The sequence below is a fragment of the Porticoccus hydrocarbonoclasticus MCTG13d genome, assembly GCF_000744735.1.
Classification (GTDB): domain Bacteria; phylum Pseudomonadota; class Gammaproteobacteria; order Pseudomonadales; family Porticoccaceae; genus Porticoccus; species Porticoccus hydrocarbonoclasticus.
Window position 1 is genome coordinate 1,198,799 of record NZ_JQMM01000001.1, and the last position, 20,312, is coordinate 1,219,110.

The 20,312-nt window shown below is 56.7% G+C and carries 17 protein-coding genes; 8 read left to right on the forward strand and 9 right to left on the reverse strand.

The features are described from left to right. Positions 1–2: 2 nt before the first annotated feature. The 4 genes from U740_RS05695 to U740_RS05710 all read right to left on the reverse strand — a co-directional run bounded on the left by U740_RS05695 (position 3) and on the right by U740_RS05710 (position 2,601). Positions 3–464, reverse strand: a complete 462-nt coding sequence (locus tag U740_RS05695; RefSeq protein WP_200877052.1) for a molybdenum cofactor biosynthesis protein MoaE — start codon at positions 462–464, stop codon at positions 3–5. Then, positions 461–709: a MoaD/ThiS family protein gene (locus tag U740_RS05700; protein WP_036859628.1), complete on the reverse strand. Its 249-nt coding sequence runs from the start codon at positions 707–709 to the stop codon at positions 461–463. The genes U740_RS05695 and U740_RS05700 overlap by 4 nt, the downstream gene beginning before the upstream one ends. After that, positions 706–1,185 (reverse strand): cyclic pyranopterin monophosphate synthase MoaC, encoded by a 480-nt coding sequence (moaC, locus tag U740_RS05705; protein ID WP_036859629.1) that lies wholly within the window; start codon positions 1,183–1,185, stop codon positions 706–708. Before moaC ends, U740_RS05700 begins: the two co-directional genes overlap by 4 nt. A 99-nt stretch (positions 1,186–1,284) precedes the next feature. Next, entirely contained in the window at positions 1,285–2,601 is a 1,317-nt protein-coding gene (locus U740_RS05710) for a glycerate kinase type-2 family protein (protein ID WP_200877053.1), read from the reverse strand. Between the two features lie 57 nt (positions 2,602–2,658). Here U740_RS05710 and U740_RS05715 point away from each other — a divergent pair, with 57 nt between their 5' ends. After that, positions 2,659–3,246 carry a phosphoribosyltransferase gene (locus U740_RS05715; RefSeq protein WP_036859631.1) on the forward strand — a complete coding sequence of 196 codons (588 nt, stop codon included), beginning with the start codon at positions 2,659–2,661 and terminating at the stop codon, positions 3,244–3,246. 5 nt (positions 3,247–3,251) lie between these two features. Here U740_RS05715 and U740_RS05720 read toward each other — a convergent pair whose 3' ends face one another. Next, positions 3,252–4,154 carry a hydroxymethylglutaryl-CoA lyase gene (locus U740_RS05720; protein ID WP_036859632.1) on the reverse strand — a complete coding sequence of 301 codons (903 nt, stop codon included), beginning with the start codon at positions 4,152–4,154 and terminating at the stop codon, positions 3,252–3,254. Positions 4,155–4,473: 319 nt separating this feature from the next. Here U740_RS05720 and U740_RS05725 point away from each other — a divergent pair, with 319 nt between their 5' ends. The 7 genes from U740_RS05725 to U740_RS05755 all read left to right on the forward strand — a co-directional run bounded on the left by U740_RS05725 (position 4,474) and on the right by U740_RS05755 (position 14,522). Continuing rightward, positions 4,474–6,606: a TonB-dependent siderophore receptor gene (locus U740_RS05725; RefSeq protein WP_051921233.1), complete on the forward strand. Its 2,133-nt coding sequence runs from the start codon at positions 4,474–4,476 to the stop codon at positions 6,604–6,606. Between the two features lie 15 nt (positions 6,607–6,621). Beyond that, on the forward strand, positions 6,622–7,200 hold the full coding sequence (locus tag U740_RS05730; RefSeq protein WP_036859634.1) for a hypothetical protein: 579 nt from the start codon (positions 6,622–6,624) through the stop codon (positions 7,198–7,200). 2 nt (positions 7,201–7,202) lie between these two features. Further along, entirely contained in the window at positions 7,203–8,717 is a 1,515-nt protein-coding gene (locus U740_RS05735; protein ID WP_051921234.1) for a PepSY-associated TM helix domain-containing protein, read from the forward strand. A gap of 313 nt (positions 8,718–9,030) precedes the next feature. Then, on the forward strand, positions 9,031–9,399 hold the full coding sequence (locus tag U740_RS05740; RefSeq protein WP_036859636.1) for a YajD family HNH nuclease: 369 nt from the start codon (positions 9,031–9,033) through the stop codon (positions 9,397–9,399). 185 nt (positions 9,400–9,584) lie between these two features. Further along, positions 9,585–10,076 carry a LabA-like NYN domain-containing protein gene (locus U740_RS05745; RefSeq protein WP_036859639.1) on the forward strand — a complete coding sequence of 164 codons (492 nt, stop codon included), beginning with the start codon at positions 9,585–9,587 and terminating at the stop codon, positions 10,074–10,076. Between the two features lie 218 nt (positions 10,077–10,294). Then, positions 10,295–11,350: an efflux RND transporter periplasmic adaptor subunit gene (locus U740_RS05750; protein WP_160172051.1), complete on the forward strand. Its 1,056-nt coding sequence runs from the start codon at positions 10,295–10,297 to the stop codon at positions 11,348–11,350. A 13-nt stretch (positions 11,351–11,363) separates the two neighbouring features. Continuing rightward, positions 11,364–14,522: an efflux RND transporter permease subunit gene (locus U740_RS05755; RefSeq protein WP_036859641.1), complete on the forward strand. Its 3,159-nt coding sequence runs from the start codon at positions 11,364–11,366 to the stop codon at positions 14,520–14,522. Between the two features lie 86 nt (positions 14,523–14,608). On the opposite strand, the gene U740_RS05760 is transcribed toward U740_RS05755, so the two are convergent. Genes U740_RS05760 through U740_RS05775 form a run of 4 tightly spaced genes read right to left on the reverse strand, consistent with a single transcriptional unit; the run spans position 14,609 to position 20,310 of the window. Next, positions 14,609–16,066: a succinylglutamate desuccinylase/aspartoacylase family protein gene (locus tag U740_RS05760; RefSeq protein WP_200877054.1), complete on the reverse strand. Its 1,458-nt coding sequence runs from the start codon at positions 16,064–16,066 to the stop codon at positions 14,609–14,611. Further along, positions 16,057–17,739, reverse strand: coding sequence for an ABC transporter ATP-binding protein (locus U740_RS05765; protein ID WP_036859642.1), 1,683 nt, complete (start codon positions 17,737–17,739; stop codon positions 16,057–16,059). The genes U740_RS05760 and U740_RS05765 overlap by 10 nt, the downstream gene beginning before the upstream one ends. After that, the gene (locus tag U740_RS05770) at positions 17,736–18,935 is read right to left on the reverse strand and encodes an ABC transporter permease (protein WP_036859643.1); all 1,200 of its coding nucleotides are present in this window, start codon (positions 18,933–18,935) and stop codon (positions 17,736–17,738) included. The genes U740_RS05765 and U740_RS05770 overlap by 4 nt, the downstream gene beginning before the upstream one ends. Then, on the reverse strand, positions 18,928–20,310 hold the full coding sequence (locus U740_RS05775) for an ABC transporter permease (protein WP_036859644.1): 1,383 nt from the start codon (positions 20,308–20,310) through the stop codon (positions 18,928–18,930). The genes U740_RS05770 and U740_RS05775 overlap by 8 nt, the downstream gene beginning before the upstream one ends. Positions 20,311–20,312: the final 2 nt, after the last annotated feature.

A 20,312-nucleotide genomic window follows, 5' to 3' on the forward strand; every position in this document is an offset into this window, starting at 1 on the left:
ATTCAGTTGTGCTGGTGCCAGCGCGCATAGCGCTGTTGGTCAGTCTGTTTTGCATCAACCCACTTCGTGCTGCCATCCCGGTAGTATTCTTTCTTCCAGAACGGCGCGTGGGTTTTCAGGTGATCCATAATAAATTCACAGGCATTGAAAGCCGCTTCGCGATGGATGCTACTGACACCCACGAAAACAATCTGATCACCGGGCAACAGGTCGCCGATACGGTGCACAATGCGGATATCGATCAATGCCCAGCGTTGTTCGGCCTGTTCGGCCGTCTGTTGCAGGGAGGCCTCAGTCATACCGGGATAATGCTCCAGGTGCATGAAGCCCAGCGGCTTATCGCCGGTGTCGCGCACCTGACCGGTAAATATTGCGATACCGCCCACGTCAGTTCTGTCGGCCTGTAACTGACGAATTTCCTGGCCGGTATCAAAGTCTGCGGCCTGTACCGCAACGGTTATCATCCGCCGGTTACCGGGGGGAACAGCGCCACTTCGTCGCTGTCCTGCAGCAATGTGTCTTGAGAGGCCATGGTCTGGTTGACGGCGTATAGCAATGTCCCTGTGCCGAGTGCCTGCTGCCATTCTGATCCGCGTTGTTTGAGGGCTGCCAGTAAGTCAGCAATATTATTTGTCCCGGGGGCCAACGGCACCACAATTTCGCCAGTACCTAATTGCTCCCGCAGGTTGCCAAAAAAAAGAATTTTCATGGGTTTACTTTCCAGTGGCCGGATTTGCCGCCGGCCTTTTCCAGCAGACGGGTGGACTCAATCACCATACCGCGATCCACCGCCTTACACATATCGTAGACGGTCAGTGCCGCCACCGAGGCAGCGGTGAGCGCCTCCATTTCCACCCCGGTTTTGCCGTCGAGGCCGCAACTGGCGGTGATGCGCAGTTGGTTGCTGTCCTGCAGCAGCTCGAATTCCACCTTGATGGAGGTGAGCATCAGGGGGTGGCAGAGGGGAATTAGATCGGCACATTTCTTGGCGGCCTGAATGCCGGCGATACGCGCTACCGCCAGAACATCGCCTTTTTTGTGGCCGCCACTGCTGATCAGTACTAGAGTTTCCGGCTGCATCCGTACCAGTGCTTCAGCAGTGGCCTCCCGGTGGCTAACGGCCTTGCCGGCGACGTCGACAATGTGGGCATTGCCCTGATCGTCCAGGTGGGTCAGTTTCCGCATGTCGCTCAAGGGTGCACTCCGCGATAATGGTTCAGTTGATCAATGAGTTAACGTGATCATAGTCTAGCTCAACTCGAGCGAGAAACGCATTGCACCAGATCAATTCGTCGTCTGGGGGAGTATCAGTATGGCCCGGAAGTCATTGACATTGGTGCGGGTGGGCCCTGTGATCAGCAGGTCTTTCAGATCCCTGAACAGGGGGTAACAGTTGTTGTTTTCCAGTTCTTTGAGGATGTCCCAGCCCCTTTCCCGGGCGCGCTGCCAGGTTTCCGGGCTGAGGACGGCTCCGGCATTGTCGCCGGCACCGTCGATGCCATCGGTATCCGCCGCCAGAGCGTAAATGCCGGGGGCGCCCCGCAGTGAATTTGCCAGTGCCAGCAGGTATTCGCCATTGCGGCCGCCCTTCCCGTCACCCCGAACAGTGACGACCGTCTCGCCGCCGGAAAGTATCACGCAAGGCGGTGAAATCGGGCCGTTTCCTTTTGCTATAGTCAGCGCCAGCAGCGCATGCTCACGGGCGACATCGCGGGATTCACCGGTGACGTCATCTCCCAGCAGCAGGGTGTTGAACCCGGCCTGTTGTGCCTGTCTGGCGGCAGCTTCTAGTGATTGCCTGGCACTGGCTATCACTCGGTAGTCGTGGTTACACAACCTTGAATCACCGGGCTTTGGGGTTTCCGAGTCACGATTTTTCAGCCAAGTGGCAATTGCTGCGGGTATCTGAATCCGATATTTGTGCAGTATCGACAGCGCCTCTGAAGAAGTGGATGGATCCGCTGCGGTGGGGCCGGAAGCGATGGTGGCCGGATCGTCTCCGGGCACATCGGACACGGCCAGAGTCAGCAATCGGGCTGGTGTGCAGGCCAGGGCAAGGCGACCGCCCTTGATGGCGGAAAGGTGCTTGCGGACGCAGTTGATTTCATCGATGGTTGCACCGCATTTCAACAATGCCCGATTGATGTCCTGCTTATTGGCCAAGCTGATTCCCGGGGCGGGTAGGGCCAGCAGGGATGAACCGCCACCGGAGATCAGGCAGATGACCAGATCATCTGCGTGGAGATTCCCAACCAGTGCCAGTATCCGTTTGGCCGCCCGCTCACTCAGGGTATCCGGTACCGGGTGGCTGGCTTCGATCACCTCAATCCGTTGGAGTGGTTGGCTGTGACCGTAGGCCGTCACCACGAGTCCGCGCAACGGGCCGGACCAGTGTTGTTCAAGACAACTGGCCATCGAGCAGGCGGCCTTGCCCGCGCCTATCACCAGTGCAGACCGGGCTTTGTTCTCCGGTAAAAAATCAGCCAATACCCGAGCCGGCTGGGCGGTTGCTACCGCAACATAAAACAGTTCGGTCAGCAGGGTGCGGGGATCCGGATCAACAATATTCATGCTCGGGCCAGAGAGGGATGGATTGGACATACACTCATCATCCCACTGGTGTCAGGTCCGTGAAAGTGGATAATCAGGCGTAGTTTCATGGCCTGGGGAAATAATGTGTCAGCCAAACAGTACATCGCCGCCCAGCAATTGCTCGACGATTCTTTCAGGTTGGGTTTGCAGGTGCTGGAAAGTGGTTTTCGCCCACACTTTATCATTGGCGTCTGGCGGGGAGGGGCCCCGGTGGGTATCGCAGTTCAGGAGCTGCTGGCCTATTTCGGTGTGGAGACGGATCACATCGCCATACGCACGTCTTTTTACACAGCGCCCGGCGAACGGTCCAAGGCGGTGCGGGTGCATGGCCTGGGCTATGTGATCGACCATATCCGCAAGGCCGATTCACTGCTGATTGTGGATGATGTTTACGATACCGGACTGAGCCTGCAACAGATTGTGGCGGATATTCGGCAGGACTGCGACGAGAGCCCGCCAGAAATTCGTCTGGCGACCCCCTATTTCAAACCGGCAAATAACCGCACTGATCGGGTGCCGGACTATTACCTGCACGAGACGGATCGATGGCTGGTGTTCCCCCACGAACTGGCGGGGCTGTCAGCGCAGGAGTTGCTGAAACACAAACCCGGTATAGACGCGTTGCGGGAAAAACTCTCGGCGCCTGGCACATAGCCGGGTCAGCTTCTGGGCAATCTGGCCCTTGCCACGTTGGAATCGGTTTCCCGGCCCAGTTGTTCTGTGATATAGGTTCCTGCGGCGATGATTTTATCCAGGTCGATACCGTGTTCAATGCCGAGGCCGTTGAGCATATAGACCAGATCTTCCGTGGCCACATTTCCAGATGCCCCTCTGGCGTAAGGACAGCCTCCCAGTCCGGCCACGGAGCTGTCTACCACCGCCACACCCAGCTGTAATGCCGAGTAGATATTGACCAGAGCCTGACCGTAGGTGTCATGGCAATGCACGGCCAACTGCGGGATCGGCACAACCCTGCTGACCGCTTCAATCACCCGGCTGATACTGCCGGGGGTGCCGACACCGGTAGTATCCCCGAGGGAGATCTCGTAACAACCCATCTGTAACAGCCTCCCCGCAACCTGCATCACCCTCTCTGCGGACACATTTCCTTCGTATGGACAGCCTGCGACACAGGAGATATAGCCGCGCACTCGCAGATTGGCCGCTCTGGCAGCCTCCATCACCGGGGCGAATCGCTCCAGGCTCTCGTCAATCGAGCAGTTGATGTTCTTTTGGCTGAAGGTTTCCGAAGCGGCGGCAAAGATGGCCACTTCGCAAACCCCTGCCGCCAGAGCGCGCTCGAAGCCGGTCAGATTGGGGGTCAAGGCTGCGTAGATGGTGTCAGGTTGACGTTCGATTCCCTGAAATACCTGCGCACTGTCAGCCATCTGTGGTACCCGGCTCGGATTGACGAAGCTGCCGGCTTCAATGTAGCGGAGTCCTGCTTCGTTGAGCCGCCGGATCAGTTCAATCTTGACGGCCGGGCTTACCGGTTGGGATTCATTCTGCAGGCCATCTCGCGGGCCGACCTCGACAATACTGACCTGTTTCGGCAGGGTCATGGGTTGTCTGTGTCCTCTGTCTCATTGGTTGTCGTATCTGCCAGTGTCTGCACTTGTCAACGGGGGAGGGAGACATTTTGGCGGCATAGGGGGTCATTGTACGGCAAGCGCTGAATTCTTTGGTATGACGAATTGGCGCTCTGTATCGTCGGCACAAATGATTTGACGTCAGCGTTTATGACCAAGGTCATACTGGGGAAGAGCGGTCGGCACGGAAAACCTGACTTGATTTATTTGAGATTGCGAATCGTTATCATTACCAGTACTATTCCCATTTTGATATTTCTGCTTATCAAGGTAGAACAATTTGGGGGGAATTATGCGTACCACACTGAACAGAGGCTGGCAGCCATGTGTGCTTGCCGCCGCCATCGCTTTTGTCAATGGCGCTTATGGAGAAGGCGTCACGGAGAATCAAGAGGACGAAGGGGAATCCCCCACCATTGAGTTGGTAGAGGTGAGAGCGGTGCAGTCCAGTAGTGACTACAGCGTACCCACCATGAATACCGCCACCAAGTTCGGTCTGTCCGCCTTCGAAACCCCACAATCGGTGTCAGTGATCACCCGTGCCCAGATTGATGATTTCGAGCTGGATAACATGAATAACGTGTTGTCGCTCACGACCGGTGTCAATGTGGAGTCAGTGGAAACTGACCGCACGTACTTCACTGCACGGGGTTTTGATATTACCAATTTCCAATACGATGGTATGGGGCTGCAGGTGCCCGATGGCAATATCAGTGGGGATATCGATACTTATGCTTTTGAGCGGGTGGAAGTGGTGCGCGGTCCCAATGGTCTGATGACCGGTGCCGGCAATCCCTCGGCCACGGTTAACATGGTACGAAAACGCCCCACAGACGATTTCCAGATCCAGACATCCGCGAGCGCTGGTTCCTATGACCACACCCGTGTTGAGAGCGATATTTCCGGACGCCTGGGCGAGCGAGTGAGGGGTCGGTTCGTCACTGCCTGGCAGGATAATGAGTATCATCTGGATCGTTACGCTCACGAGAAATCCCTGGTCTATGGTGTGGTGGATGTGGAAATTACCGATGCCACCCTGCTGACTCTTGGCTACACCTGGCAGAGAAACAAGTCGGACAGCCCCTTGTGGGGTGCGCTGCCACTATTGTACAGCGATGGCTCGGAGGTCAGTGTCGACCGCAGCACCAGTACTGCCTCGGACTGGGCGGGCTGGATTTCCAAAGAGGCGCAGGCCTTTGCTGAAGTAGTCCACGACCTGGGCAATGGTTGGCAGGTTAAAGGCACTTATACCTACATCAAGCACAACGAAGATGCCGACCTCTTCTATGCCTTTGGCACACCGGACCGGGAGACCGGGCTCGGCTTGTATGGCTACGGCAGCGATTACACCGAACATAACACCATGGACCTGTTCGATGTCTATGTCAGTGGTCAGTACCAGTTGGCCGGACGCGAACACGACCTGGTGCTTGGATATAGTTGGTCCGAAAGTGTGGTGGACAACTTTTCCTATATGGACGATGACTTTCCCGCCATGCCGGATTTCCGCACCTGGAACGGCTCCGGTATCGAGATGAACCTGCGCGATATAGTGCGCGGTGGCGGCGATTACAAGGACCGGCAGCGATCCATCTACGGCGCTACCCGCTTGTCGATTACCGACAAGCTGAAAGTCTTACTGGGTGCGCGGGTCAGCGATTGGGACACCTCCGGAGAGTCGTATGGACTCTCTCAGGACTCGAAATATTCCGGCGTTACCACACCTTATGCCGGCGTGGTCTACCAGCTTCTGGACAATGTGGCTCTCTATGCCAGTTACACCGACATTTTTACTCAGCAGACCGAGGAGGATATCAACGGCAGTCGACTTGATCCGCTGGAGGGCCGCAGTTACGAAGTGGGTGTGAAGAGCGAGTTACTTGCCGGCCGCCTGCTTCTATCGGTGGCGGCATTCGATATCGAACAGGAAAATCTGGCTGTATCCGCCGGATTCAACCCGATGACCGGCGATGAATACTATGAAAGCTCAGATGGTATTTCCAGCCAGGGTTTCGAAGTTGAACTGGTCGGCGAAATAAGCAGGGGTTGGGATGTCATGGCCGGCTATACCAACTTCGATATGGATGCCAATCAGCAAACTGACGAGAACGTCATTCGCTTTACTCCGGACAAGACTTTCAAACTGGCCAGCAGTTATCGCCTGCCCTGGTTGCCCGCGCTAAAAATGGGGGTGAGTGTCAAATGGCAGGATGAGACATCGCGGATAGACAGTGGCGCCGAAGTGGTTCAGGACAGTTACAAGCTGGTGGACCTGTTTGCCAATTACGACCTGAGCGACAATCTGAGGCTGAGCCTCAACGTCAAAAATGTTACCGATGAAAAATATTTCACCAGCTTGTATTGGGCACAAAGTTATTACGGTGCACCGACCACGGCCACAGCCTCCATTAACTGGCGTTACTGAGTCCGGGGGTAGTTTGTGGATTCCTGGTTTGTAGCCTCTATATCGCCGGTGGCACTGCTACTGGCGGGACTGCTATCCACAGCGGGGATGGTTCTGTTGTATCTCTGTTGGCGTCGCAAAAATGGTCCGGTGTGGCTCTGGTTTGCCTGGGGAATCATTGCGGTTTCCATTTGGCCCTGGCAGCGGGCGCTCGGTTTTGATCGTGGTATTGCGGTGGCCCCTCTATGGTTGGCACTGGTGGCGTTCCTTCTCATTGCCGGCGGTGCGAATTGGCGCGCGGCGCTGCGACCGTTCGTTATTCACACGGGGAGATCCCGTCCGGCCGAACAGATACCCTGGGGCCGTCGGTCACTGCGCTGGTTGCTGGCGGGTCCCTTGTACCTACTGGCGACAACCGGGCTGGTGATGGGCTGGTTTGCCCAGTCGCAATGGAGTGACGCCAACCGGCTGGTGGGCGCAGCGTTATTTCTGGTGATACTGTGGCCGTTGGCTATTGTGTGGAGCAGTGCCGACCCGCGACTGTGGCGTCCCTTGTTGGCCTGTGTCACGTTGATATTGGGTGGCTGTGCCTTAATCTACAGGGTGGGTGGCTGATTATGGCAAGGGGGAATGGTGCCCGATCGGCATTTGTGAGGCTCGCTCTAAACGGTCATTCGGGGTTGGGCCTGGCACTGTCGGCACTGCTGTATATTGTGGTGTTCAGTGGTTCTGTCGCGGTGTTTTATCCGGAGTTTGAGCGTTGGGAACAGCCCGCTGTGCCCGAATTTACCGAGTGGCAGCCGGGTGCCATCAGCCGTGCAGCCAGCGCCATAATGGCGCTGGAGGCGAAACGAACGGACGAGCCACCGGACCACCTGTTTATTGCCTTGCCCTACACCGATATGCCCCGCTTTGTGGTGCATGCCGGTGAAAGTGGGGCTTTTGCCGATCCCGTCGGGCGACTGGGTGCGCCGGTTAATCATGAATGGACGCATTTTCTCACCGACCTGCATTTGCGTCTGTCCCTGCCCTCTGTGTGGGGTTTAACCCTGGTTGGCATACTCGGCGTGGGACTGGTGGCTCTGGTGATCGGCGGCATCCTGGCTCACCCCAATCTACTGAAAGATGCCTTTTCCCTGCGCTGGTCGGGATCAGCCCGATTGCGGTTGGCAGATGTCCACAATCGCCTGGGGGTGTGGAGCAGCCCATTTGCATTAGCTCTCGCCATTACCGGTGCTGTGATCGGCTTGTCACAGGTGCTAGGTTTTGTCGTGGCGACCCTGTTTTTTGAGGGCAATACCGAAGCAGCCACAGAATCACTGTTTCTCTCCGATCCAAAACCTACGGGGGAAGCCGCGCCACTGGCCAACGTGTCGGCTGCTCTGGAGACAGTCCGCTCCCTCAGTCCCGAAATGCAGCCCAATATGATCATTGTCCACGAGCCGGGCACAACCGCCCAACGGGTAGAAGTCGGTGCTCTGGTGCCGGGCCGCCTCGTCTGGAGTGAGTTTTACGCACTGGATGCCGAGGGTGGGCTACTGGAAAGCGCCGGGTGGTCCGACGGGGAGCCAGGTGTTCAGGTATATGCATCGATGTTTCGACTGCATTTTGGACATTTTGGTGGGTTGTCAGTGCAATTGCTCTACCTGTTGCTGGGCGCAGGACTCTGTACCTGTGTTGCTGCTGGCGGCAGTATCTGGCTGGTGCGACGGCGGCAGAGAGGTATGCCATACCCCCGTCTGGAACGAGCCTGGGTGGGTATTGTGTGGGGAGCACCACTGGTGTTGATTCTGTCGGCTATCGGCTGGTTCGGCTGGGCCTGGCAGCCACTTTATACTTTCTGGATTGGGCTGCTTCTGAGCGTGGTTATTGCCGTAGCGATTGGAGACAGAGTCTATCTTGCTGTCGGTTTGAAGCTATTACTGGTGATGGCCATATTGGTGCTGTTGTGCCTGCACCTTGCGCTGTTTGGCCTTGATGCCGTTGGTCCGGCCGCACGGTTGATCAATGGGTTATTGGTGGTTTCAGTGTTGTTGGTATCCCTGCGAGTGTGGCTGGAACTGCGATGGATTATCCGCGATGCGTCAAAAACATTGTCGCTGAGAAGCAGTGGGCAGGCAGCCGATTCATAAGCTGATTACTCCCTTCTGACGGCGGGATTTTTGACAGTTTACCCACTGCCAATGAAAACACACAGTGAATCCAATCATTTTGTGCGGGTCGCTGCAGGTAATAGTAGAAGTAGCCAACTATTGGAGAAGAGAACAGAACAGGGACACGCGACAGCCTCTCACCGTCAGACCAACCTCGACAATACGGACTTTTTTGGGCAGGATCATGGTGTTTCAGCCCAGCTGTGTGGATAACCAGCCCCAACGTTACTGACTTCGCTGGTGCCGGGGAAGCTGCTCAAGCGGGTGATGGGTAACGGTGCGGGAGAAAATCATGTCATCGGACAAGCTTGACAAGGCCGTGGCCGACGCCCGGATGGCACGTGACCAGCGGGAGAAGGGTTACCGTGAACAGACACTGAAAATGTATCCCTGGGTGTGCGGGCGCTGTGCCCGGGAATTCAACCGGCAGAATCTGCAACAACTGACAGTTCATCACCGGGATCACAACCACGACAACAACCCGTCCGACGGCAGCAACTGGGAATTGCTATGCATCTACTGTCACGACAACGAGCATTCCCGTTATGAGGATGCCGGTTATGGCGATGTACTGCCACAAACGCAAAAGACGGCTGCGACGCACAACCCCTTCGGTAATCTGGGGGAGTTGATGAAACAGAAAAATAACCCGGATGGATAGCCATCGGTAGCTTGCAAAGCTTTATCGGCAACGTACGTTAACAATCGTTTTTATGGCAAAGGTCTTGTCTTCGGCTATTCATCGGATTCCCGGGGTGATGTCAGAGGTCTTTGTAAAGGAGCTGATTGGAACGGCGTGGCGCTGTACCAGCCGGGTGAATCCGGTCTCAAAAAACAGGGGATCCCTTGAAAAAAATCGTACTGCTGGTGGATGTACAGAACATTTATTACACCACCAGAGATGCCTACGGGCAACATTTCGATTACAACCGTTTCTGGGAAAGGGCCACCGCAAACCGGCAGGTTGTCAAAGCCATTGCCTACGCCGTTGACCGCGGTGATGAGAAGCAGCGGCAGTTTCAGACTATCCTCAGAGCCATTGGTTTTGAGGTGAAGTTAAAACCCTTTATCAAACGGGCCGACGGTTCTGCCAAGGGGGACTGGGATGTCGGTATTACCCTTGATGCCATGGAATACGCGAAACATGCGGACCTGCTGGTGCTGGTTTCCGGCGATGGTGATTTTGCCCTGCTGGTCGACAGGGTGCGCCATGACTTTGGTATTCCGGTGGAGGTTTACGGTGTGCCCGGGTTTACTGCCTTCGCTTTGATCAATGCGGCTACCGAATACGTACCGGTGGAGAGCGATTTACTGCTGGGCTCACCGGGCAGAACATGAGTCATATCAGAGGTTCTCGCCCGCTGGTGTGCATTGGCTCCCGATCCGGTTTTGGGAGGCTACCGGTGTTGCTGATTCTGTTTCCGTGTAGGCTGATCCATAGGTCCGGCATCGACGTAATGTTGAATAGTCACGTTACAATTTTCTCACCGGGCTTTCAGCCCGCTCATCCTAGCTTCTGGTAACTGCCGATGGTCTTTCGGAAATTCCCGTTCGTTATGCTGATGGCTGTTTTGTTGTTCTTTGGCAGCCCCATCCAGGTCCTTGCCGATGAGGATAGTGTGCCTGTTTCCGTCACTCGTCCCTACCTGGCGAAACTGGGTGAAACATTGAAGTTGTCCGGGTCTGTCAATGCCCTGCAGCGGGCCAGCCTCTCCACCCGGGTCGACGGTCTGATAGCTGATCTCCAGGTGGATGTGGGCAGTCAAGTCAAACAAGGTGATCCGTTATTGCAGCTGGACGCTGCGCTGATCACCCTTGAGTATCAGCGGGCCAGGGCGGCTACTGCAGAGCAGCGGGCTGCGCTCGATGAGGCCCAAAGACTGCTGGATGATGCGCTGCGTCTACGCGAGAACAACCACGTATCCGCAAATGAAGTAAATACCCGTCGTGCAAGTCTCAACCTGGCGCAGGCATCACTTGAAGCGGCGATAGCCGATCAGCGCTCAGTGGCAGAAATGGTCGAGAGGCATGTTTTGCCGGCACCCTTTGATGGGGTTATCGCAGCCCGTCATGTTGACCGGGGAGAGTGGATAAGTCGGGGTGACCCGGTGTTTGAGCTGGTCTCCCTGGATCGGGTACGCCTGGATGTCAGGATGCCCCAGGAACGCTTTTCGGAAATCAGTGGCAAGACGCCGGTCAATATCTGTCCCGACAGCAATCCGGTGAAATGTTTCTCTGGCACGGTAGCCGCGCTGGTGCCCGTCAGCGACTCTTCAACCCGGACATTTCTGGTTCGAATCCGCCCCGAGGGGAATTCGGGGCAGCTGTTGCCCGGAACGTCTGCCAGTGCCGTTTTTGAACTGGGAGACGGGCGTTCACGGGATATGCTGCTGCCCCGTGATGCACTGCTGCGCCATCCGGATGGAAGCTACAGTGTGTTTGTGGCCAGAGAGGGTATTGCTCGGCGTCAGCTGGTAGAGGTAGGCCACGAAGCGCGGGACAACGTGGTCATTACCGGTGGATTGGCAATTACCGATGACGTGGTGGTCAGGGGCAACGAGGTATTGAGAGATGGGCAGGTGCTTCGTCTTGTCGAGTCCCCCAACCCTTAAGGAGCGTTTCTGAATGCTTGATGCGGGCGTGAAGAATGGCAAATTGCTCGCCGTTATCGTGCTGATCATTTGCGTGCTGGGAATTGCCGCGGCATTTCGTATTCCGGTGCAGATGATTCCTGACCTCAGTGTGCGTACGATCAGCGTTGTTACCGGTTGGGCCGGTGCGACACCGCAGGATATTGAAAAAGAGATTCTGATTGAGCAGGAGCGCTATCTGCGCTCCCTGCCCAATCTGCAGCGCATGGAATCTGTCGCGGAAACCGGTCGGGCCACTATTGAGCTGGAGTTTCCCTTCGGGGTCGATGTCAACGAGGCCCTGATCCGGGTGGCCAATGCCCTCAGTCAAGTGCCCAGTTACCCGGAAAATGTCGATCAGCCACAACTGATCAGTACGTCATTTTCAGAAAATGCTTTCATGTATTTCGCCCTTCGCCCGAAATCTGGCAATCCGCTGGGTCTCGATATCGATATGATCGGCGATTTTGTCGAGGACGAGGTGCGACCGCGCCTGGAACGGGTTAGCGGCGTCTCGCAGGTAGAGGTTCGGGGTGCCGCAGAGCGGCAGGTGCAGGTCCATGTGGACCCCGCCCGCCTGGCCCAGCGGGGACTCAGTCTGGTGGATGTGCGGGATGCGATCCGCAGCCGCAACCGGGATATTTCAGCCGGGGATATCGACGATGGCAAGCGCCGCTATCTGATGCGGGTGGTGGGCCGGTTCAGGGATCTGGAGACCCTGGATAATTTGATTCTGGCTCACCGCAACGGCAGCGATATTCTGCTGAAAGACGTGGCCGATGTCAGAATGGATCACTTTGAGGTGCGCGATCTGAGCTATGTGGACGGTGAGCGTAGCATCAGTATGGCGGTGCGGCGGGAGTCGGGTTCCAATGTTATTCAGATCAAGCACGATATGCTGCAAGCCGTTGCCGAGGTAAGGCGCGAACTGCTGGAACCCAATGGCCTGGAAATAACCCTGATTGGCGACGATGTGCGCTACGTCCAGTCTTCAGTGCGGGGTGTCGTTCAGAATCTGGCGATTGGCGCGCTGCTGGCCACCCTTATCATGTACCTGTTCTTGCGTTCTCCCCGGGCGACCTTCATTGGATTGATGGGCATTCCTGTCTGCACCATAGCCGCTTTTCTGGGGCTACTGGTATTCGGTCGGACCATCAATGTGATCTCTCTGGCGGGGATTGCCTTCGCCATCGGCATGACCCTGGACAATACCATCGTTGTGCTGGAAAGCATTGAGCAGGCCCGACGCCGCGGACTGGACCGAATCGAGGCCGCCATTGCCGGGGTTCGGGAAGTCTGGCCGGCGGTGTTGGCATCCAGCATGACGACAGTGTTGGTGTTCGCACCGGTCCTGTTGGTGCAGGAGGAGGCGGGGCAGATTTATTCGGACATTGCCATTGCCATCTCCAGTGCGATTATCGCTTCGATGCTGTTGGCAGTATTTGTGGTTCCCGCCGCCTGTGCCCGGTTGGGTTTTGGCAACGGTTACGGACTTACCGGTGAGACGGCTGAACGGGGTTCGATTCTCCGGGCGGTGTACTGGGTAACCGGTAGCCCTCTGCGTCGCAGAACCTGTCTGATGGTGACAATGCTCTCGACAGTCGGCGCCGCCTGGTGGCTGATGCCCCCGGCAGAATACCTGCCCGAAGGTGAGGAGCCCAAGGCGTTCAGTTCGATGTTTGCGCCACCTGGCTACAACCTCCAGGAAATCATGGTCATCGGTAAAGAGGTACAGGCCATTCTCGACGCGTCAGTAAACGCCGATCCGCACCTGTTCGACCGGGGTGAAGCACGGATTCCCTCGCTCAAGTACTATTCCCTGAGGGTGTCAGCGGGTGGCCTTAGAGTTATCAGTGAACCGACCCGCGATGTTGATATTCAGCCAATGATGGATGCCCTGACGGATCTTTTTACCAGTTATCCCGGGATGCGTGGATTTTCCGGTCGAGGTTCAATTATCTCCAGTAACCAGGGTGGTACCCGGGCAGTGAACCTGGATATCTCCGGTCCAGAACTGGACAACCTCTATCAAACGGCCGCCAATGCGTTTCGGCGGGCGGGTGATCTGTTTGAGCGGCCGCAACTGGATTCGGAGCCATCGTCCCTGACGCTCGATCAGCCGCTGGTGGAAATCCGTCCCCGCTGGAATCGCATGGCAGAAGTGGGTTTTACGGCTGACAACTTTGGTTTTACCATCGCGGCGCTGAGTGATGGGGCTTTCACCGATGAGTTTTTTGTGGAGGATGATAAAGTCGATATTTTCCTGTTCAGTGATGCCGTGCGTGACCAGAAACTGGATCAGTTGGCTGCCCAGCCCATTCTGACCCCCAGCGGCGAGGTACTGCCGCTGGGGGCGCTGGCAGAACTGGTTCAGACAGTGGATAGCGATAGTCTGCGGCGGGTAGATGGTCGCCGCACCGTCACGTTGCTGATTATCCCGCCTCGGGATGTGGCTCTGGAAACCGCTGTGGCACGCGTCAGGGATGTGATGGTGCCGGCGATGCAGGCGTCCGGCGAGGTTCATAAGGGGGTCAGTATGTCGATCTCCGGCGCCGCAGACCAACTGGATGCCACTCGGGAGTCCCTGAGCAGCAATTTACTGGTGTCGGTGGTGCTGATCTACCTGCTGCTGGTGGCCATTTTTTCTCACTGGGGGTTTCCCCTGCTGATTCTGGCCACTGTGCCGCTGGGTATCGCCGGTGGCATCGTCGGACTGGTGGCCATCAATGGTGTCGGCTCGTTGATGGGAATCCTGGGTTTTACTTCTTTTCACCAACCATTCGATATGATTACCATGCTGGGTTTTGTGATACTGCTGGGTACGGTGGTCAACAACCCGATACTGATTGTCGATCATGCCCGGCACAATCTGCGACAGGGTGCGGAGAGTATCCTGGCGGCGGTGAGAGGAGCCGTGGAAGCGCGCCTTCGGCCAATTCTGATGTCGACTGCCACGACAATTTTTGGACTCGCACCGCTGGTATTTATTCCGGGTGCCGGCACGGAACTCTATCGCGGAGTGGGGATTGTGGTGCTGGCGGGGATACTGATTTCCACCCTGATTACCCTCAGTTTTCTGCCGTGCTTACTGATCACTGCATTGCAATGGCGCGATCGCCACAAGCCATTGCAGCATCCCTCCGCTGGTCAATGAGGCCGACTGCTCTACAAAAACAGGTAGTGCCGGCCTGCCGGTAACCCGCTTCGGTTGGAATCTCGGAGATGCTGTTTCGGGTCCTCCTACTCTTCGTCGGGTATCTCCGTTTCTGCACCGATGTGATACGCAGCAAACCCGGCCATGACCACCTGATCCACGGCCATACCGATAATCCGTCCCGTATCACGTGCATGAATGGCGTGGCTGGCATTAGTGATCGGGTCGGTGACGACGCCCAACACCTGCCCTTTGATGACGCGGTCACCCAATTTTTTCTTGCTGAACAAAATGCCGGCGTGTTCGGCCCGGATCCAGTAGGAGTCATAGTGGATCGGTTCCGGTTTACCCCAGACAAACAGCCTCGAAATCATGTTCTGTTTTTCCATCAGGCTGTTGAGGCTGTTCACCCCGGCCTTGATCTGTTTTTCCTGGATGCGCAGGGATTCCCCAGACTCCATGGACACGGCAACGATACCCGCATCCAGTGCTGCAGTGCGTAGCATGCCTGTTGTCCCGCTGCTGTGAACCACTGCCATACGGTCGAACCCTTTGACGAATGTACGCACTTCAGCAATGTTCATATCGGCACGCAACTGTGGCAGGTTGGTGCGTTTTAGTGAGCCGGTATGGATATCCACCAGCATTGTGCAGTGGCTGATGATTTCGTTGAACAGTGAGTAAGCGATCCGGTCTGCCAGATTGCCGGTGGGATTGCCGGGAAAATGGCGATTGAGATCGCGCCTGTCGGATAAGTAGCGACTACCCTGCTGGAAACCCTGTAGATTGACAATGGGCACACCGATCACCCGTCCGGCCAGCATTTCCGGATCCAGGTCGTAGAGAGTGCGGCGAACAATTTCGATGCCGTTCAGTTCATCGCCATGGACAGCCCCGGTCAGGCACAGGGTTGGCCCGGGTTTTGAACCATTCACTACCAGTACGGGTGTGGATTGAGACAGCCCGGCAATCTGCATGCCCGAAGACCAAGACAGCCGGGTCGAGGTGCCTGGCATGATTTCCGTGCCGAGCAAGGTAATAGCTCTCGCCACCTCTTTTGTGGGATCGGTATCAGACGCATTGGTGGATTCTGGGTTGGACGCCTGATCATTGGATACAGTTGGCGTAACCTCGTGGGGGTCTTTGGGTGTTGTTTCCGTTGCGGTTTTTGGCTCTGGCTCTGGTTCTGGCTCTACAGTCTCGCTGGCTCCCGTCTCCGGGAAAAAGGATTGAACCCCAGGTGGTGGGGCCAGCTCTTTCAGGTTAATGTGCGGGGCAATTTTCTTTTTTTTGGGGGAGGATTCGGGGTCTTCTGAGGCTCCAGCTTGATCCGGGTGCGATATTTTTCTGGCGTGGTCGATATTTTTTCGAAGGGGTTTGGACGATTCAATATCCTCGACATTTTCATCATCGGCGGCTTCAGTTTCGGCCTCCTCAAATTCCAGTTGGCTCTCCGCCAGAGCGGGTATGCAGGGCAGGCAATACAGCAGGCTGGCCAGCAGGATGCGGGGTGCCAGTGTGGACAACGGGTGGTTCATTGACATGACGTCTCCGGTTTGGTCGGTGCCCGGCCGGATCGTGTCTGCAGGAAAGATTCATTCAATCTCGGTACAGCATCCAGCAGGGTTTTTGTATGAAGATTTTGCGGATCTGCCATAACGGCTGCGGTGCGCCCTGTCTCGACAAGACGCGCTTTATGCATCACCGCCATCCGGTCTGCCAGATAATCCACTACGCCCATATTGTGGGTGATAAATAACATACCGATGCCCTCTTCGTCGACCAGCTCCCGGAGCAGACGGAGTATGCCGGCCTGAACGGAGACATCCAGAGCCGAGGTGATTTCATCACACAGAATAAAACGGGGCTCCAGCACCAGTGCTCTGGCAATGGCCAGCCGCTGCCGCTGCCCGCCGGAAAATTCATGAGGGTAGCGCCACAGGCTGTCGGCGGGCATCTCCACGCGTTCTAGAAACCGCACGGCCCGTCGGGTTCGTGCGTTGTCATCTTCGCCAATGCCGTGCACCCGCATCGGTTCTATCAGCGACGTATGAATGGGTAGTCTGGGGTTGAGGCTGGAGCCGGGGTCCTGGAAGACCACTTGCATGCGACGTCGTAAGGGGCGCATTTCAGCGCGGCTCAGGTGGGTAATATCCCGTCCTTCCAGGTGAATGCTACCCGTGGTTGCTGTCTGCAAACGGAGTAATGCCCGCCCCAGTGTGGTTTTCCCGCATCCGGATTCGCCCACCAGTGCCACGACCTCTCCGGCATTGACCTGCAGTGAGACCCCGTCAACCGCATGAAATTGATCGACGATACGCCGCATCAGGCCCTGGCGTATTGGAAAGTAAACCGAGAGATTATCCACCGCCAGTAAAGTCTGTGTTGAGGCTGGCGGTCGGGGCGAGCGGGCCAGCCGCTCCGGCAGTGCCGCAATCAGGCTGCGGGTATAGGCATGTTGCGGATTGCTCAGCACGTCAAAGGTTTTGCCGCTCTCGACCAGTTCGCCATGTCGCATGACACCTACCGTATCAGCTATCTGGGCCACCACACCGAAGTCATGGGTGATAAATAACATGCCCATGCCATAGCGGGCCTGTAACTCGCGCATCAGTTTGAGGATTTCTGCCTGCACCGTGACATCCAGGGCTGTGGTGGGCTCATCGGCGATTAACAGCGCGGGTTCACAGATCAGTGCCATGGCAATCATCACCCTCTGCCGCTGGCCACCGGACAGGCGATGGGGATACTCGAGGATGCGGTTGGCAGGGTCAGAGATCAACACTTCTTCCAGTGCTGTCAGAATACGCCCACGTCTGGCCTCGGCATTCAGGCCAGGCCGGTGTATCCGGAGGACTTCATCCAGTTGCTCGCCGATGGTCAGCACCGGGTTCAGTGAGGTCATGGGTTCCTGGAAAATCATGCCGATGCGCCGGCCGCGGACACTGCGTAGTTGTTCATCAGTGGCGCTGAGTAATTCGAGGACTTCGCCATCCGGCTCATGCAGCCATACCCGGCCGTCGGGGTGACGGAACCGGTCGGCGGGTAATAACCCCATGATCGAGAGTGCTGTCACGGATTTTCCACTGCCGGATTCGCCTACCAAACAATAGGTCTCACCGGCATTCACCGTCAGGCTGATGCCATTCACTGCTCGCAGCCAGTTGTCGGTTTCGCCCAGTTCCGTGACCAGTGATTCCACCTCAAGCAACTTCACGCGCGTTTGCTCCGATTGGTGTGGGGATCCACCGCATCCCGCAGCGACTCACCGAGCAGGTTGTAGGAAAACACCGTCAGAAAAATCGCTCCGCCGGGAAAAACCGCCAGCCACCAGTTGAAGGTGGAGGATTGCACCGCCTGATTAAGCAGCTGTCCCCAGGAGGGGTCATCAATCAGTCCCAGCCCGAGAAAGCTCAATGTCGCCTCTGCCAGAATGGCGGAAGCAACCCCGAAACTGGTGGCGACCAGCAGCGGCGCCAGCCCGTTTGGCAGCATGTGACGAAACAGTATGGAGCGCAGTGGTAGCCCACAGGCGACGGCGGCCTGCACAAAATCCTGCTGCCGCAGTTTCAGGAATTCTGCACGAACGTAGCGGGCATAACCCGACCAGGCCGTGATGCCGATGATGACCATCATCATGTAGATGGAGCGACCAAAAAAAGCCACAAAAGACAGCAACAGAAAGAGGGTCGGGATGGCTTCAAAAATTTCCACCAGCCGCATGCCGATAATATCCACGATGCCGGAAAAATAGCCCATCAGACCACCGATGATGGTGCCGATCACCAGGGCAATACCGGTGGCGATAAAACCGATGCCCAGGGCGATACGGGAAGCGTGAATCATTCGTGAGGCGACATCGGCACCGTTTTCATCTGTCCCCATCCAGTGAGTGCGCTGTTCCGAGGTGAGCAGTGGCGATTCGATACCGGTGTCCGCATAGTCGCGCAGGTAATCCTTCGCCGAGTAGGGGATGGGCGCGAGGATAATTGTTTCAACCTTGCCGGTAGACTCCAGCTCGCGATATTGCTCATAGATCACCAGGGCCGGTGGCGATACCACGGTATAGGCAATCATTGCGGTGAGTCCCAGCCCAACCATTGCCGAGAGAAACTTTTTCCACAAAGGAAGGGGCAACAGCGCAATCACCAGAATCATGGGGAGGCCGGTCAACCAGACCCAGTCGAGTGCGGTCATATGTTGCAGCAGCGGGCTGCTGGCCTGTCCGTCCACCACTAGGTAAAGGGGGTGACTGCTGGCCAGAAAAGGGGAAAATGTGGCAATAATCACCAGCAGGCCAATCCAGCTGAGGCCAATGCGAGCACTGGTGCGTCCCAGCAATGAAACAGCTACTTGCGTTGTCCAGGGCTGGGAGGGCTGTTTCATATCAGTGTCAGCGGATAACTCAGTCATAACTGACCCTCGGATCGACAATGGCATAGGCAATATCTGCCAGCAGGTAGCCAAACAGTGTCAGCAGACCGGATATCAGTGTGACGGATAGCACCAGCTCCCGATCCCTGGTCTGCACAGCTTCCACCGCCAGTTTTCCCATCCCGTCGATACTGAAGATACTTTCCACAATCACCGAACCTGCCAACAGACTGGGCAGCAGGGTGGCCGATACCGTAATCAGTGGCAGAAGGGAGTTGCGAAATACATGCCGCCACAGAACAGTTTCTTCGTCCACCCCTTTGGCCCGGGCAGTGCGCGCATAGTCAGCGGCCAGATTTTCCAGCAGTGACGAGCGTGTCAGCTTGGCAAGAAAGGCCAATCCGCCGTAGGACAGTGCAATGATCGGCAGCACCAGATGCCAGAGCCGATCGAGCAGGTAGCCGCCCTGCATCACCTCGACGCCCAGATATCGGGACAATGTCAATCCCCCGCCCAGACCGATTGCGCCCGCCAAAGCAATACGGAAACCGGGGTGTTGCATCCCGGCCAACAGGCTGGTCAGCAGCCCCAGTGAAGCCGCCAGCAATACATGCAAACCGCCCAGCCAATGGCCCCCGAGATCCCATGCCATGGTATAACCGAGCAGTGCCCCAATGGTGAACCCACCGCACTGGCGGGCAATTTTGGGTGCGGAGGTCGCCGCGCCAATCAGCAGCACTGTGACGGTCACAACGCAAGCCACTGCAATCAGCAAATCGCTGCCATTGGCAAACAGGGGCAGAAAGGTCTGATCGACGGTTTCTCGCTGCATCAGACCGCCGGTGGGAAACCAGCGCCAGTATTGTTCGGAGGCAAAGAAACCGATAAACAGCACTCCGGCCAGCATGCTGGGCACTGACCACAGCCCCAGCAGAAAGATATTCGAGGCCACATCGAAGCGCCCGCCCCGCTGCCGCGCTGCCTGTACACCGATGCTGATGGCAATTGCATAAATGAGGGGGATGGAAATCAGGTTAAGCAGCAGGGTGATGGGCAGGCGTTCCGCCAGCAAATCCATCACCGGACGGCCGTAGCGAAAGCTGGTGCCCAGGTCCGCACCTTTCCACAGGGAGAATGTACCGAGCGTGCCATCCGGCTCCCGTTCGAAACCGATCGGCGAAATATTGTTCAGCCAACGCAGGTATTGCACCGGTGCCGGTTGATCCAGCCCATAGAGCTTGTTGTAGTAGTCCTCCAAAGCCCGGCGACTCTCCGGCTCCAGTTCCATGCCGTCTACCAGCGACTGGGCTGTAATGCCGCCCGGGGCCGCGGCCATGACAATAAAGACCACCAGTGTGATACCGAGCAGGGTCGGTATCATCAGCAAGGTGCGACGTATTAAATAATTCAGCATCG

What these genes read in the sequence shown, in the direction of transcription:
- U740_RS05695 (WP_200877052.1), bottom strand. Translation starts at nt 464, where the DNA reads ATGATAACCGTTGCGGTACAGGCCGCAGACTTTGATACCGGCCAGGAA.
- U740_RS05700 (WP_036859628.1), bottom strand. Translation starts at nt 709, where the DNA reads ATGAAAATTCTTTTTTTTGGCAACCTGCGGGAGCAATTAGGTACTGGC.
- moaC (WP_036859629.1), bottom strand. Translation starts at nt 1,185, where the DNA reads ATGCGGAAACTGACCCACCTGGACGATCAGGGCAATGCCCACATTGTC.
- U740_RS05710 (WP_200877053.1), bottom strand. Translation starts at nt 2,601, where the DNA reads ATGTCCAATCCATCCCTCTCTGGCCCGAGCATGAATATTGTTGATCCG.
- U740_RS05715 (WP_036859631.1), top strand. Translation starts at nt 2,659, where the DNA reads ATGGCCTGGGGAAATAATGTGTCAGCCAAACAGTACATCGCCGCCCAG.
- U740_RS05720 (WP_036859632.1), bottom strand. Translation starts at nt 4,154, where the DNA reads ATGACCCTGCCGAAACAGGTCAGTATTGTCGAGGTCGGCCCGCGAGAT.
- U740_RS05725 (WP_051921233.1), top strand. Translation starts at nt 4,474, where the DNA reads ATGCGTACCACACTGAACAGAGGCTGGCAGCCATGTGTGCTTGCCGCC.
- U740_RS05735 (WP_051921234.1), top strand. Translation starts at nt 7,203, where the DNA reads ATGGCAAGGGGGAATGGTGCCCGATCGGCATTTGTGAGGCTCGCTCTA.
- U740_RS05740 (WP_036859636.1), top strand. Translation starts at nt 9,031, where the DNA reads ATGTCATCGGACAAGCTTGACAAGGCCGTGGCCGACGCCCGGATGGCA.
- U740_RS05750 (WP_160172051.1), top strand. Translation starts at nt 10,295, where the DNA reads ATGCTGATGGCTGTTTTGTTGTTCTTTGGCAGCCCCATCCAGGTCCTT.
- U740_RS05755 (WP_036859641.1), top strand. Translation starts at nt 11,364, where the DNA reads ATGCTTGATGCGGGCGTGAAGAATGGCAAATTGCTCGCCGTTATCGTG.
- U740_RS05760 (WP_200877054.1), bottom strand. Translation starts at nt 16,066, where the DNA reads ATGTCAATGAACCACCCGTTGTCCACACTGGCACCCCGCATCCTGCTG.
- U740_RS05770 (WP_036859643.1), bottom strand. Translation starts at nt 18,935, where the DNA reads ATGACTGAGTTATCCGCTGACACTGATATGAAACAGCCCTCCCAGCCC.
- U740_RS05775 (WP_036859644.1), bottom strand. Translation starts at nt 20,310, where the DNA reads ATGCTGAATTATTTAATACGTCGCACCTTGCTGATGATACCGACCCTG.